The following is a 15,366-nucleotide window of genomic DNA, read 5'->3' on the forward strand; positions in this document are numbered from 1 at the left end:
ATGTTTCACCCTTCAACAGCGCCGGTAATCAGCGCCTTAATCTCATCCAAGCCTGAGCCTTTTACGGCAGAAAATGGATAAAAGGCTATGCCCTTTGTGGCAAAAAGCTCTGTAAAAAGCTCCGTCTGCGCCGCAGTTTCAGACTTATTTAATTTATCGCTTTTAGTACATACAACCGCGAAGGGGTACCTGCCTGACTGTAAAAAATCTATCATCTGCAAATCGTCCGCAGTAGGCTTGTGCCGCATATCAACAAGCTGAAGCACCAGGCGAAGCTGCCTATCCTGGGCAAAGTAGCCGTTTACTAAGGCGGCCCAGCGCTCTTTTTCACTCTTTGCAACTTTAGCATAGCCATAGCCGGGTAGGTCCACAAAACGGCATTCCATAAGCCTGTAGAAATTGATGGTAGCAGTTTTCCCCGGCGTGGAGCTGGTCCGTGCTAAAGCCTTACGGTTTACAAGTTTATTCAGCAGCGAAGATTTTCCTACGTTTGACCTGCCTGAGAAAGCTATCTCTGGTAAGCCGGCTTTTGGGAGCTGCTTTGCAGTACCTGCAGCCATTTCAAATTCTGCATTCTGAAAATTCACTGGTAACTCCTTTGCTGTGTGCCACTGTCGCAGGCATACCCGGAAGCTGGTGCCTTTACAACTTCTGCCTGTATAACAGTAGTTTCCTGTGGCAGAGGCATTGGCATATACTGAAGCGCGTTTTCTAGTGCGGAATCAATTTTTTTGATGGGAATAAATTGCACATTATCCTTTACAATTGGGTCTATATCTGCCAAATCAGGCAGGTTATCTGCAGGAAAAAGCACCGTCTTAACACCATTTTTATAGGCTGCCATGGATTTCTCCCTTAACCCGCCTATGGGCAGCACCCGGCCCTGTAAGGTAATCTCACCTGTCATAGCAACATCGTGCCGCACTGGAATGCCGCAAAGCGCGGAGGTTATGGCAGTAGCCATTGCAGTACCAGCAGACGGACCGTCCTTTGGCACCGCACCCTCGGGAGCATGTACATGTATGTCATACTTCTCATAAAACTTGGGAGATATGCCCAGTTCTGCCGCGCGGGTGCGGATGCAGGTTATAGCGGCGTTTGCCGATTCCTTCATCACATCGCCAAGAGAGCCTGTGAGCTGTATTTTGCCGGTACCCTCCATAACAGCCACCTCTATTGGCAGCAGTTCTCCCCCAACGCTAGTCCAGGCCAGGCCATTTACCAGCCCGACAATATCCTCCTTCGATACGTTATCCTTCATATACTTACGTGGCCCAAGCAGCTCTTCAAGCTTGTCCTGACGCACAGTATAGCTTTTGAACTCCTCATCGGTCACTATCATCTTGGCGACTTTGCGGCAGATTGCGGCGATATGCCTCTCAAGGGTACGCACACCGGCCTCTCGTGTATAGCCGTCAATCAGCTGACGCATACCAGTACGGGTAAATTTTAGCTGGGACGGCTTTATGCCATGCTTGTCCAGCTGTTTGCGCACAAGGTGCTTCATTGCGATATTAAGCTTCTCCTCAAGGGTATAACTGCGCAGCTCAATGATGTCCATACGGTCATACAGTGGGCCAGGGATACGGGAGGCATCGTTGGCCGTTGTGATGAAGAGCACCTGGCTTAAGTCAAAGGGCATATCAATGTAGTGGTCTGTAAATTCGCAGTTCTGTTCAGGGTCCAAAACCTCCAGAAGAGCCGAGGCTGGGTCACCCTTAAAGTTGGTGCCAAGCTTGTCAATCTCGTCAAGGAGCAGAAGCGGGTTATTGACGCCGGCCTGCTTTACAGCATTGATAATCCGTCCTGGCATAGAGCCAACATAGGTCTTCCTATGCCCCATTATCTCGGCTTCATCGCTTACACCGCCTAGTGATACTCTCACATACTTTCGCCCGGTGGCCTGGGCTATAGAGCGCGCAATAGAGGTCTTACCGACTCCGGGCGGGCCGACCAGACAGATTATCTGTCCTGTCTGAGCTGGGGCAAGGCTGCGTACAGCAAGAGTCTCTATAAAGCGCTCCTTCACCTTCTCCATGCCATAGTGGTCCCTGTCCAGTACCTTCTGGGCACGTTTCAAATCAAGCTTCTCTTTGGAGGCTTTGTGCCATGGCAACTCCAGGCAGGTATCCAGATACAGCCTTATCACGCTGGCCTCATGGGAACCTGAGGGCATACGGTACAGCTTGTCGCACTCCTTGAGCAGCTTCTCCTCACAAACCTTAGGAAGCTTCAGGGAAAGCACCTTCCCCTTTATTTCGTCAGCCTCCTGCTGGGGATTATCATCCTCACCAAGCTCGCTGGTTATCGCACGCAACTGCTCTTTCAGGAAGTATTCCCGCTGATTCTCGTCTATCTGTGCTTGAGCTTTCTGGTTTATTTCATTCTCGACCTGCAGTATCTGGGTCTCCTCAGTCAGCACAGCAATAAGCTTCTGCATTCGCTTTAATGGCCTCAGCTCATCAAGTATGTACTGCTTGCGTTCAAAGTCGATAGAGATATTTGCAGTAATATAATCCGCAAGGCGTCCGCAGTCCTTCTCCTGCAAAACCCCCAGCAGCACATCCGGAGGCACATGCTTAAATAGCCGCAGATAGTCGTCAAACTTCTGATGAATTATGCGGATAAGCGCCTCCGACCTATATGATTTTTTATAAGTCAGTACCGGGCACTTGACAATATTCCCCACTAAATACGGGTCCTCCTGGACCAGTGACATAATCTCGCCACGGCAAAGCCCTTCTACATGCAGCTTCGCGCCATCACTGGTATGGTGAAGCACCTGCTTGACCCGGGCAATGACGCCTATCTTGTACAGGTCGTCGCCTACAGGCTCATTTTCAGACATATGCACCTGGGATACCAGGAATATCAGGCGGTCCCGGGCAATAGCCTCAGACGCCGCAAGCACCGATTTTTTCCGGGTGATGTCAAACTGCAGCATCATCCCGGGGAAGAAAACCAGCCCGCGAATTGCCAGAATAGGCAGGGTCATATTGCCTTCCATTTTTATGATTTCATCTGTAAAATTTTGCATGATGTTCTCCTAAAACCAGCGAAAGACTGCGACCGGTTTTTATCGGCGGCAGCCTTCAAGCTGTTTTGAATTTTATGATGCCGACTCCCTGCGCTCTTTTCGCTTGGGAGTAGTTATCCTTATTTTCATCGGCTTGCGTTCCTTATTATAGACTATCTCCGGATTGCTGCCTTTATCGACCATATCTCGGGTGATAACTACTTTTTCCACAGTGTAGTCGCTGGGGACCTGGTACATTATCGGCATAAGCAGGTCTTCCAAAATGGCACGCAGGCCGCGTGCTCCAGTCTTACGCTCCAGAGTCTTTCTAGCTATTGACACCAAGGCATCATCAGTGAACTCTAAATCAACCCTATCCAAATCAAACAGCTTTTTATACTGCTGAATAAGAGAGTTCTTAGGCTCTCTTAAAATACGAACCAGGGCTCCTTCATCCAACGCCTCCAGTGATGATATCACAGGAATACGCCCGACAAGTTCAGGAATAAGTCCATACTTTACCAGGTCGTGTGGAGTGACTTCTTTCATCCAGTTCTTTTCATCCATCTCACGTTTGCCATGAACTTCCCCTCCAAAGCCAAGGGAACTGGAGGCCATACGCTTTTGCACGACCTTCTCAAGGCCGTCAAATGCACCGCCGCAGATGAAGAGGATATTGGAAGTGTCGATATTTATGGCTTCCTGTTGGGGATGTTTACGTCCACCCTTCGGTGGTACGCTGGCTGTGGTACCCTCCAGTATCTTCAGCAGAGCCTGCTGCACACCTTCACCGCTGACATCCCTGGTTATAGACTGGTTTTCAGACTTCCGGGAAATCTTATCAATTTCATCAATATAGATTATGCCGCGCTCGGCACGGAAGATATCATAGTCCGCAGCCTGAATAAGCCGCAGGAGGATATTCTCAACGTCATCGCCAACGTAGCCTGCCTCAGTAAGGGTGGTAGCGTCCGCTATGGCAAAGGGCACGTCTAATAGCTTTGCCAACGTCTGGGCCAGATAGGTTTTGCCAACACCAGTGGGACCCAAAAGCAGCACATTGCTTTTGGAGAGCTCAACGCCGTCGTCCCCGGTGAAATAAATACGCTTATAATGGTTATAAACGGCAACTGAAAGGGCTATCTTGGCCTCGCTCTGTCCGATGACGTATTCGTCAAGCTTGCTCTTTATTTCCACGGGTTTTGGCAACAGAACACTGCCATCCCGCTCGCTGACTCTGTTGCCGTGCTTCAGACGGTCCTCGTCACTGATGATAGACATGCACAGCCGCACACAGGAATCACAGATATATACACCTGCCCCAGCGATTAGCTGGCCGGCCATCATTTGGGGCTTGCCGCAAAATGAACAGGCTATATCGTTTTCATTGTTCACTGGCATTCGTCCGCATCCTTTCCGGTTATCTCTTGTCAATCACTTTGTCAATCAGGCCGTACTCCAAAGCCTCCTGGGCGGTGAGGAAATTATCCCGCTCAGTGTCACGCTCTACCACCTCTATGGGCTGGCCGGTGCGCTCTGAGAGAATCTCATTCAGCCGCTTCTTAGTGCGCAGGATGTGGTTTGCGTGGATGCTGATATCCGTTGCCTGGCCCTTCGCGCCGCCGCTGGGCTGATGAATCATTATCTCGCTGTTTGGCAGGGCAAATCGCTTACCCTTTGCCCCGGCAGCCAGAAGGAACGCTCCCATGCTGGCTGCCATGCCGATACAGATGGTGGAAACATCGCACTTTATATACTGCATCGTGTCGTAAATAGCCATACCATCCGTGATTACCCCGCCGGGGCTGTTAATATACAGCGCAATATCCTTTTCTGGGTCCTGGCCCTCCAGGTAGAGCAGCTGGGCTACAATAACTCCTGCAGAGGCGTTATTGACCTCCTCGTTAAGGAGAATGATTCGGTCATTGAGCAGGCGGGAGAAAATATCGTAGGAGCGTTCACCCCTGTTGGTCTGTTCTACTACATATGGTACAAGGCTCATGTGCAACTCCTTTCACAAGACGCGTATAGTATTATGAATCTGAACAATAAGATTTATTCCAAGTTTTGCCGGTTTAGCCCAATTTTTTCAATTAGTCCTTGGACTCCTCAGTCTCGGGGGCCTTATCGGTATAAACAACATTTTCCTTCACAAGCTCCATTGCCTTCTGGTTGTACACATCCTTGGCAATATCCTTAGAGCGTACCATCCCCTTGACATTCTCAATGGGCATACCATAGGCGTCGGCAATCTTCTTATACTCAGCCTCTATCTCCTCGTCAGTAGCTTCAAAGCCCTCAATTTCAGCTATCTTCGCCAGGCCCAGGCGCACCCTTACCTGCTGTTCGGCGCGCTCGCGGTACTGCTCCTTCAGGCCCTCAACCGTGCCCTGGGTATACTTCAGATATGTTTCCAAATTCATGCCCTGGTCGCGCAGCTGCATGTCAAAGGAATTTATTATCTCGTCAACCTCGCGGTCAATCATCATCTGAGGTACATCAGACTCCACCCTATCGATGATAGCCTTTATAAGCTGCTGTTCAACGCTGGCCTCAGCAGCATTCTCCTTGCGGGTGCGTATATTCTTTTCAATGTCCTTGCGATACTCCTCAAGGGTATCAAACTCGCTGACGTCCTTAACAAACTCATCGTCAACATCGGGCAACTCACGATGCTTTATCTCGTGGAGCTTAACCTTAAAGGTAGCGTCCTTCCCTTTAAGCTCTTCGGCATGGTAGTCATCGGGGAACTTCACATTTACATCAAACTCATCGTCTACATTATGACCGACAATCTGGTCCTCAAAGCCGGGAATAAACTGGCCGGAGCCCAGAGTGAGGTCGAAATTCTCCGCTTTGCCGCCGTCAAACTGCTTACCGTCAGTATAGCCGTCAAAGTCGATAACCACAATATCACCGTCTTCAGCAGAGCGGCCTTCAACTGTGACGACCCGGGAATTGCGCTGGCGGATACGCTCAATCTCATTGTCAATTTCTTCGGCAGTGGGCTCAGCAGACTCCTTTACAACCTCAATGCCCTTATAGCCGTCTATCTTGACCTCTGGCTGCACAATAACTACCAGCTTGGCCTCAATGCCCTCTTCCTTGCTTATCTTCTCAATTTTATAGCTGTTCACGCCTACGACCTCCAGCCTGGACTCGTCGATAGCCGTGTTCATCATCGGGTTATAGAGGTGGTCTACTGCGGCCTGATAGAAGACATCCTCACCGTAAAATTTCTCAATAAAAGCCCTGGGAGCTTTGCCCTTGCGGAAGCCGGGCACATTCATGCGCTTGCTCTCGCGCTTATATACCTCGTTGATGGCCTGGTTCAGTTCTTCGGGAGTGACCTCCAGCACCAGCTCATGCTGGTTGGTTTCTACATTGTTGGAAGATTTCAAATTCATTTTTACTTTCCCTCTCATGTTAAACTTTATACAACCCGGCGGCAGGCGCCGCGATTTTCACTATCTTGCCCATTATAGCACAACATGGCGCAATAATCTATACCTTTTTTGCAAATATTCTGAGGAAATTACGGTTATTGGCCCAGAAATATCCCTTAATTGGAGCCATTCTCCACAAGTACTGGCTGGAAATTTACATAATCACAGGAAATCAAGTGCATCCTCACGCCCTTATAACTGCCGGTCAGGGCCTTTTGAGCGGCATATTGCCCGTGGATATGCCCAAAATAACAGTCTGACACCTGATTTTCCACAAGAATATCCAGTATCTCCCGGCACTCCATGCCACCATATACCGGCGGGTAGTGAAGGAAGACGGTGAGCTGACCGCCCAATGCCTTCGCCTCGGCCATTGACGCTAAAAGCCGCCCGGCCTCCCTGTTGACTACCTTGCGGTCCTCTTCCGTCTCAGAATTATATAACCAGCCACGGGTGCCGCATATTGCCCGGTCCCCTACCCTATATCCGCAATTATGCAATATACGGATGGTATCAAAACCGTTTGCAGAAAGAAACTGGTCTATTTTGCTGCGGGTATTCCACCAGTAGTCATGATTCCCCTTCATCAGCAGTTTCTGTCCGGGCAGCGAATTGATAAAGGAAAAGTCCTTTACACAGTCTTCCAGCTTCATGGCCCAGGAAATGTCGCCGGCTATAACTACCGTATCCTCGGGGGCTACAGCCGTCCGCCAGTTTTCTTCCAGGCGCTGAACATAATCCTGCCAGCCGCGGAAAACATCCATAGGCTTGTCCGCTCCCAGGGACAGATGAAGATCTGCAATTACAAATAGCGCCATCTCTATTCACCAATTCCAAGTGTTTTGAGGACGTAACTGGCGGCCTGAGAATTTTTTATAGTCACATCAAAGCGCACTGGCTTATCCCGGAGGTTTTTCAGCTGTGATGGAGCCTTAGTTCCTGTTAATGCCTCAAGCTGAGAAATATTTCTGTATTCATCGTTATCATCAATATTTAGAGGCTTAAGCGCTCCCAGAACACTACTGACAAATTTATATGGGCTGGCAGTGGAGGCAATAACTGTTGGAGTATTGCTGTCACCTGTAGCCTCGACATACTGACGGTAGACGTCAAAAGCTACCGCAGTGTGGGTGTCAAGAAGATAAGCGTCATTATGCCATATGCTATTGATTGCTTTAGCTGTTGCAGAATCATCACAGCATCCACCGAAGAAGATATCCTGTACCTTTGCAAGCACCTCACTGCCTACGTCGTAATACCCCCGGGCAGACAGCCGCTCCATCCAGCCGGATAATACTGTGCTGTTTTCACCGGAAAGTGCATACAAAAGGCGCTCAAGATTACTGGAAATCAGGATGTCCATGGACGGTGAGGAGGTTGTGTAAAAATCCCTGCGGCAGTCGTAAACGCCTGTGTTTATAAAATCAGTCAGCACCTTATTGGAATTGGAGGCGCAGATAAATTTCCTAATGGGCAGCCCCATCTTCCTTGCGTAATATGCCGCCAGGATATTTCCGAAATTGCCAGTGGGCACAGCAACATTTATAGGCTTTCCAACGGCAAGCCCTTCCACTTTACAGAGCCTGAAATAGGCGTAGAAGTAGTATACAATCTGTGGAAGCAGGCGTCCCCAGTTGATGGAGTTGGCACTGGAAAACATGAAGTTATGCTCAGCCAGGGCCGCTTTCATTTGTGAATCAGTGAAAATCTTCTTTACAGCAGTCTGGGCATCATCAAAATTACCCTCAATGGCGTAAACGGCGACATTCTTACCCTCCTGGGTAGCCATCTGACGTTTCTGCATTAGGCTAACACCATCCTGAGGGTAGAATACTATAACCTTCGTACCGGGCACATCCCGGAAGCCCTCAAGCGCCGCTTTACCAGTGTCTCCGGAGGTTGCCACCAAAATAACGGCTTCCTTATTTGGTGCAGATTTTGACAGTGAAACGGTTAAAAAGTACGGAAGAATCTGCAGCGCCATATCCTTGAATGCGCACGTCGGACCGTGCCATAACTCCAGAATATGCTTGTTGCCATCGTGTGCAGACAAGCTTTTTAGCTTTATAGGATCCCCGTTGAACTTCTCTTGTGCGTAGGCGTTCTCAACACAATAGCTTATTTGTTCATCGGTGAAGTCAGTCAGAAAAAGCCTGAATATTTTCGCTGCAAGCTCATTATAGCTAAGCCCTGTCATGTCTGACAGCTCGCTACTGATATCGGGGAGCTTTTCAGGAACAAATAAACCGCCTTCTGAGGAAATACCCTGGGCAATTACCTGAGAGGCCTCCAGGCGGAGCTCAGAATTTCTTGTGCTCTTGTACTGCATCTATATCACCCTATCACTTTATTTAGCTAATATAATATAACGCAATTTTCGTAAAATGTCAAAGCAAATTTTCGCGCTTAAAAAAATCCGCAGCGTTTTTAAAGAATATTTTATCTGTCAGCGATTCCGAGTAATTATGTCTCAGAAACAGCTCAATAAGCTCAGGTATTTCCTCAATTCCTGACACAACAAAATCCTCCTTTGCCCCGCCGTCCCAGTCTGCTCCGATTGCCAGTGTGTCCTCGCCGCCGAGTGACAGAAAATGTTCGGCATGGCGCAGAACATCATCCATGCAAGCCTTGCCCTGTTCATCATTTAGGAAGCCTTTATAGAGATTCAGTCCAACCAAACCGCTGGACTCACGTATAATAAAAAATTGTTCGTCAGTAAGATTTCTTGCGCTGTGGCATATACTCTTTGCATTGGAATGCGTCGCGACAATGGGATTCTTAGCTATGGACACAACGTCAAAAAACAATTCAGGACTGGCGTGGGACACATCGATTATGATATGATTTCGCTCCAGTTCCTCCACAACCTGACGTCCAAACGAGGTTATACCGCACTCTCCAGCGGCTTGGACACCTCTGCCTAACTCGTTTTCACCGTTCCATGTCAAGCCGCAAAGCTTTACACCAAACCGCGCAAACTCGGCGACATTCTCAATTTTACCACCTAATGCCGTAGCGTTTTCTACAGTCAGTATCGCATAGTGGTGCCCGGAGTTTAGTTCAAGGTCTCCGGGAGCTTTACACTGACACATAGTCTGATTGGTACTCCTAATCTCCGCAGAGAATCGTTCTGCAACATGTGAAAATCGCTGGAACGCCTTATCTCCGTGTAAGCTATCTGGCATCCAAACGGCATAGCACTGGGCATAGGTATCAAATTGGGCGGCACGGTTACAGTCTATGTGAAGGTCATTGTTTTCAATATGCCTGTCATTGACATAGCACTCAGTCATAGTATCGCAATGAAGGTCAAAATAGCGCATAATATCATCCTCTCAGCATCCAAAGGCATTGGTGAAGTATTGTAAACCCAGCGGTTCACCATGCAAAGTTGTGACTGCAGCAATATCAAACCGAGGCTGTAAAGCAGATGGACTTTTCATTATGAAGGTTTGTGCTGTCAGCATAAGCTTTTTTTGCTTACTTTTTGTAACAGCCTCTAAGGGTGAGACCATCGAACCTGCCGCACGGGTTTTAACTTCTACAAATACAATATACTGAGAATCTTCCGCGATAATGTCAATTTCTCCAAACCTGGAATGATAGTTTTGCGTTAAAATACGGTATCCGTGTTCTTTCAGCCATTTCGCGGCGTATTCTTCTCCAGCGCGGCCTGAGTTTTGAGCCATGACTTAATCACGCCCCTACTTTTCGTGCAGATTTTTTAGAAAGCTCTTTCTGTGTACTGGCAGAATACCGTATTTTTTGATTGCTTCATAGTGTGCTTTCGTGCCATAGCCTTTGTGCTTGGCAAAGCCGTATTCCGGGTACTGCTTGTCCAAATCCCGGAGTAGACGGTCACGGCTTACCTTTGCCAGAATAGACGCCGCTGCAATGCATGCACACTTGCTGTCGCCTTTTACTATGGTTTCCCCAGGAATCGAAAGGAGTGGCATACGGTTACCATCTACCAGAGCGTAGTCTGCGGTAACTTGCATAGCATCCACCGCATGGCGCATAGCTAAAAATGTGGCCTGGAGGATGTTATGCTCGTCTACTTCACGCTCACTGGCCCAGCCTATGCCGTAGGAAATAGCTTTTTCAATAACAACATCAAAAAGTTCCTCACGCTTTAATTCGCTGAGTTTTTTTGAGTCATCAAGCTCATCAATCTCACAGTCTAAAGGGAAAATAACTGCCGCCGCGCAGACCGGCCCGGCTAAAGGCCCGCGCCCTGCTTCGTCTATACCGCAAACCATGGCAAATCCCTGTTCCTCAGCCTGACGCTGGTGAAAAAATCTATCCATCACGGCCACTCCAGGGATATAGCCCCCAGCTTACCGCCGCGGAACTCGTCCAGTACAGTGATTGCGGCCCGCTCGGTGTCAACTTCACCGCCGGAAACCAGCATACCTCTTTTGCAGCCTACCAGTTCAAGGAGCTCATGTCCTGCCAGCGGCTCAGTGGGGAGTTTAACCTTGTATCTGGCCTCTAGAGACTGCGGATAAAGCTCCGCTATAACCTCTAAAAGCCTGCCTGCAAGTCCTTCAACATCCAGTATCTCGTCTTTTACTGCCCCTGTAAAGGCCAGGAGCTCCCCAACTATAGGGTCTTCAAATTTAGGCCAGAGCACACCGGGGGTATCCAGAAGCTCGAAACCTTTGCCAACAGTAAACCAGCGGTTTTGTCTTGTTACCCCAGGCTTGTCCCTCACCTCAGCCTTGCCTGCACCGCCGCCAATCAGCATACGGTTTATTATAGAAGATTTTCCCACATTGGGTATACCCAGCACCATCACTCTGATAGGCCGCCCAGTCATACCCTTTCGCTCCCAGCCGGCTATCTGCTCCTTCAGTTCCTCGCGTATTGCTTGATAAAGTGCGGGCAGGCCCTTGCCGGTTTTACTTTCCACCTTGACGGCACGCACTCCCTGCTCCTTATACTTAGCTGCCCATAGCCCTGTCTGCTTTGGGTCGGCCAAATCACTTTTATTAAGCACCACGACCCGAGGTTTATTGCGAATGATGTCACGAAGCACGGGATTAGAGCTGCTGGCAGGGATACGTGCATCCAGCAGTTCCATAACTATATCCACCAGTTTCAGGTCCTCAGTAATTTTCCTTCTGGTCTTAGCCATATGCCCAGGGAACCACTGGACACGCTGCACCATGCTACTATTATCCTGCTCCATAATGCTCACCACACAGGGCCTACTTTAGACGGAGGGTAAAGATTAAAGACCGCACGGCCCATAATATTCCTGCGGTCTATCATACCTACTGAGAGCAGACGGCTGTCGCTGGAGTTATCACGGTTATCTCCCAACACAAAGACATGCCCCTCCGGCACAGTCTGTGGGAAATCCATAATATCATCCCTATCCTCTGCCGCAAAGGTTATCCCATTTTCAGTGCCGTATACATCGCCTGGGACAACAGTTCCATCTACAATAAGCTCACCCAGTTCCTTATCAAAATCCACGACCTGACCTTCTGTGGCAACAACGCGCTTAATAAGGGTTTCGTTCAGTGCGTGGGTTATCACCACCACATCCCCCTGTTTTGCCTCACCTGCAAGGGAGGTTATCAGCACGCGATTGCCGTCGTAGTAGTTTGGCTCCATCGAGCCGCCGTCTACTGTAATAACCCGGGCGGCAAAGGTAAATACAACTGTTACGATTGCAAACGCCGCCACAATTGTCTCAAGCCACTCCAGCACACTGACGTGGAGAGGCTGTCTTGCATTATCACTGGTATCCATGTAAATCCCTCCTGACTGGCCTATGCCATATAAAAACAAAGACAGAAAAAGGGACGAAACGTCCCTTCTCCCATACTTTTCTGGATTTTACTTGAGCTGCTCCTTGACCTTAGCGGCCTTACCAACCCTGTCGCGCAGATAGTACAGCTTCGCACGGCGGACACGGCCCTGGCGAACCACACGAACAGCTTTTACGTTGGGAGAATGTAAGGGGAAAACTCTCTCCACGCCAACACCGTAGGAAACACGGCGGACGGTGAAAGTCTCGCTGACCCCGCTGCCCTTGCGGGCGATAACAGTGCCCTCGAACTGCTGGATTCTTTCACGCTCGCCTTCGCGGATGTTCACGTCTACCCTAACGGTGTCGCCGATGTTGAACTTAGGGGTCTCCTCTTTGAGAGATTCCTGAGAGATAAGTTTGATTGCGTCCATTTGATATTCCTCCAAAAATTTTATTTCAGACATTCATGCCGGCGTACCGGCAGCGGACTGTCCGCTTCCTGCGCATACTCTGCGCCATGAACCCCACGGGCAAGCTACAAAGAGAAAACCCGCGGAACCTCAAATGCTTGAATATTATACCACAACTTGTAGAGAAAGGCAAGGCTTTTTTACCGCATATCGGAAAAATCTTTTGCCAAGAGCTTTATACGGGTGATTTCGGCATAGGGCTCCAGACCTTTGTACTGTTTTACAGCCTCCAGAAGCAGCGATGGATTCACACTGCCCTCCTGACTGCACGACGATTGAAGCTTTACTCTCAATAAGACTGGCTCAATTTGCTTATCGAGCAGGGCGAAATGAGGCTTGATATCGAACTCTTTGTCCCCTTTTTTGCTGTGCTTCATCACGATTATGCTGTCTAAGGACAATATTTCGTCTAAAACATCTGCCAGAGCCTGTGGGTCTTTCGAGTCAAAACATAGCTCATATTCCGCAAATGCCGTTGCGTCAAAGCTGAGCACCGGCTCTGTTATTTCTAGCACAGAGATGTCCTTTGGCAGATGCTCCGCCAACTGGCGGGCTGCTGCTGACAGCTCCATATCCTCAGTCAGCCGGATATCCATGCACTCCCTGAGCCCTTCCACCCCAAGAGAAAGGGGCATGGCGAAGGTCATATAGATATGGGGGTTAAATCCCTCCGTATACCATACCGGCAGTTTTGAGAGCTTCAGGGCCCGGGACATGCAGCGTGTAAGGTCCAGGTGTGAGATATACTTTGCGACCCCTGTTTTGCTAAACCAAACTCTAACGGTTTTCAATGCAGATACCCCCTTTATAACAGGCTGCGCCGCAGTTTGAGCATTTCTCCAGGCAGTTCGGCGTTGTCAAGCCTTCATAGGCTCGCTTACATTCCTCAATCAAAAACTCCTTGCGCACACCATAGTCAAGATGGTCCCAGGGGAAAATTTCATCAAACCCCCGGGTGCGGTTGGCGTAGAAAACCGGGTCCAGGCCGCAGAGCTTGAAAAGCTCCATCCAGCGGTTAAAATCAAAGCATTCATCCCAGCTGTCAAAATGGAACCCCTGCTCAACTGCTTTCTCTAAAACAGCACAGAGCCTGCGGTCACCTCTAGCGAAGACTGCCTCCAGGAAGCTGGTCTCAGCACCGTGATAGCTTACGCTGACCCGCCGGGAAGGGTTGTTTGTTTTTAGCTCATACTGCTTCTCGTGCAGCAACTCCATAGTGTCCTGACCAAACCACTGGAATGGTGTAAATGGCTTTGGCACGAAAGCCGCCGCACTTAAAGAGACCTCAACAGGCTTGCCGCGGGGCTTCTCCTTATTCGCATAAAAAGCGTCCACTACCTTTTTACCAAGGTCCAGTATTGCCAGAACATCGTCTATAGTTTCTGTGGGCAGGCCTATCATAAAATAAAGCTTGATTCTAGTCCAGCCCTCCGTAAATGCTACGTTTACTGTGCGAAGCAATTCCTCTTCGGTAACATTCTTGTTGATAACGTCCCTCATTCGCTGGGAACCAGCCTCAGGAGCGAAGGTAAGGCCGCTTTTGCGCACAGAATTAACACGCTCCATCAGTTCGGGAGAAAAATTGTCAACCCTTAGAGAAGGCAGTGAAAGGCTTACCTTCTCCGTCTCTGTCCAGCGGTGCAGATAGTCAAGCAATTCGTTGAGGGAGCTGTAGTCGCTGGTACTTAGTGATGACAGGGATATCTCATCGTAGCCAGTGGACGCACATAGGGCTTGACATTGGCGGTCGATTGTCTCTATACTTTTTTCACGGAATGGTCTGTAAAGGAATCCGGCTTGACAGAATCTGCATCCACGTATGCAGCCGCGCAGTACCTCAACAGAGACCCTGTCGTGTATGACCTCTATTAGAGGCACAGGAAACGTCTCAGGGAAGTACGCGCTGTCCATATTATTCACATTGCGCTTGCACACTTTGGCTGGTGCGCCTTCTTTGGGTATGCAGCTTTTTACAGTGCCATCCTGATTATACTCCACATCATATAGCGACGGTACGTAAACCCCTTCTATCTGTGCGGCACGCATGAGGAATTCATCCTTGCTGGCTCCAGTTTTTTTGCACTGACGGTAAAGCTCCATGACTTCAATATCCACCTCTTCACCGTCTCCAAGGAAGAAGATGTCAAAAAAATCTGCCAAAGGCTCAGGATTACAGGCACATGGGCCTCCCGCCACGACAATATTAAAGAGGTCTGGACGGTCTTTACTGCGCAGAGGTATGCCTGACAGCTTGAGCATGTTAAGAATGTTTGTATAGCTCAGCTCGTACTGTAAGGTAAATCCTATAAAGTCAAAGTCCTTTACAGGGCTGCCGCTCTCCAGTGCGTAAAGAGGGATATTTCTCTTAAGCATCTCCTGCTCCATATCCACCCATGGGGCAAATACTCTCTCACACCAGAAGTATGGGACCTGATTCATAGCCCCATACAATATCTTTATTCCCAGATGTGACATGCCTATCTCATAGATATCCGGAAAGCAGAACGCAAATCTTACATCAACTTCATCCTTGTTTTTTACTACTGAATGAGTCTCGCCGCCCACATAGCGCCCAGGCTTCTGAACCTTCTGCAGTATCTTTTCAACTTCTTTTGGGTACATTTTCATCCCTTTTCCTTAGTTTTTGACTATTATATACTCTTTTCAGTTTTT

At 49.0% G+C, this 15,366-nt stretch carries 15 protein-coding genes; all 15 read right to left on the minus strand.

The annotated features are described in order from the left end of the window. Positions 1-5: 5 nt before the first annotated feature. Entirely contained in the window at positions 6-587 is a 582-nt protein-coding gene (yihA, locus tag D5270_RS00810; RefSeq protein WP_166542302.1) for a ribosome biogenesis GTP-binding protein YihA/YsxC, read from the minus strand. After that, a complete protein-coding gene (gene lon / locus D5270_RS00815; protein WP_166542303.1) occupies positions 584-3,007 on the minus strand; it encodes an endopeptidase La in 2,424 nt (807 codons plus the stop codon). Before lon ends, yihA begins: the two co-directional genes overlap by 4 nt. Before the next feature lie 102 nt (positions 3,008-3,109). Next, positions 3,110-4,417: an ATP-dependent Clp protease ATP-binding subunit ClpX gene (gene clpX, locus D5270_RS00820; protein WP_166542304.1), complete on the minus strand. Its 1,308-nt coding sequence runs from the start codon at positions 4,415-4,417 to the stop codon at positions 3,110-3,112. Positions 4,418-4,436: 19 nt separating this feature from the next. After that, on the minus strand, positions 4,437-5,018 hold the full coding sequence (clpP, locus tag D5270_RS00825; RefSeq protein ID WP_161472799.1) for an ATP-dependent Clp endopeptidase proteolytic subunit ClpP: 582 nt from the start codon (positions 5,016-5,018) through the stop codon (positions 4,437-4,439). Between the two features lie 91 nt (positions 5,019-5,109). Beyond that, the gene (gene tig / locus D5270_RS00830; RefSeq protein ID WP_243150036.1) at positions 5,110-6,423 is read right to left on the minus strand and encodes a trigger factor; all 1,314 of its coding nucleotides are present in this window, start codon (positions 6,421-6,423) and stop codon (positions 5,110-5,112) included. Positions 6,424-6,578: 155 nt separating this feature from the next. Next, the gene (locus D5270_RS00835) at positions 6,579-7,280 is read right to left on the minus strand and encodes a metallophosphoesterase (RefSeq protein ID WP_166542306.1); all 702 of its coding nucleotides are present in this window, start codon (positions 7,278-7,280) and stop codon (positions 6,579-6,581) included. A gap of 2 nt (positions 7,281-7,282) precedes the next feature. Further along, positions 7,283-8,791, minus strand: a complete 1,509-nt coding sequence (gene thrC, locus D5270_RS00840) for a threonine synthase (protein ID WP_166542307.1) — start codon at positions 8,789-8,791, stop codon at positions 7,283-7,285. A gap of 58 nt (positions 8,792-8,849) precedes the next feature. Beyond that, positions 8,850-9,785, minus strand: a complete 936-nt coding sequence (locus D5270_RS00845) for a dipeptidase (RefSeq protein WP_166542308.1) — start codon at positions 9,783-9,785, stop codon at positions 8,850-8,852. A 12-nt stretch (positions 9,786-9,797) separates the two neighbouring features. After that, on the minus strand, positions 9,798-10,151 hold the full coding sequence (locus tag D5270_RS00850; protein WP_166542309.1) for a YraN family protein: 354 nt from the start codon (positions 10,149-10,151) through the stop codon (positions 9,798-9,800). Between the two features lie 15 nt (positions 10,152-10,166). Further along, the gene (locus D5270_RS00855; protein ID WP_166542310.1) at positions 10,167-10,769 is read right to left on the minus strand and encodes a ribonuclease HII; all 603 of its coding nucleotides are present in this window, start codon (positions 10,767-10,769) and stop codon (positions 10,167-10,169) included. Then, on the minus strand, positions 10,769-11,599 hold the full coding sequence (ylqF, locus tag D5270_RS00860; RefSeq protein WP_243150038.1) for a ribosome biogenesis GTPase YlqF: 831 nt from the start codon (positions 11,597-11,599) through the stop codon (positions 10,769-10,771). The genes D5270_RS00855 and ylqF overlap by 1 nt, the downstream gene beginning before the upstream one ends. A gap of 59 nt (positions 11,600-11,658) precedes the next feature. Then, positions 11,659-12,222 carry a signal peptidase I gene (gene lepB, locus D5270_RS00865; protein WP_166542312.1) on the minus strand — a complete coding sequence of 188 codons (564 nt, stop codon included), beginning with the start codon at positions 12,220-12,222 and terminating at the stop codon, positions 11,659-11,661. Between the two features lie 87 nt (positions 12,223-12,309). After that, positions 12,310-12,654, minus strand: coding sequence for a 50S ribosomal protein L19 (gene rplS / locus D5270_RS00870; protein ID WP_166542753.1), 345 nt, complete (start codon positions 12,652-12,654; stop codon positions 12,310-12,312). 179 nt (positions 12,655-12,833) lie between these two features. Beyond that, on the minus strand, positions 12,834-13,484 hold the full coding sequence (locus D5270_RS00875; protein WP_166542313.1) for a TIGR03936 family radical SAM-associated protein: 651 nt from the start codon (positions 13,482-13,484) through the stop codon (positions 12,834-12,836). Next, positions 13,471-15,321, minus strand: a complete 1,851-nt coding sequence (locus D5270_RS00880; protein ID WP_442858583.1) for a TIGR03960 family B12-binding radical SAM protein — start codon at positions 15,319-15,321, stop codon at positions 13,471-13,473. Before D5270_RS00880 ends, D5270_RS00875 begins: the two co-directional genes overlap by 14 nt. Positions 15,322-15,366: the final 45 nt, after the last annotated feature.

Origin of the sequence: Acutalibacter sp. 1XD8-36, assembly GCF_009917525.1 — a bacterium.
Taxonomy (GTDB): domain Bacteria; phylum Bacillota; class Clostridia; order Oscillospirales; family Acutalibacteraceae; genus Acutalibacter.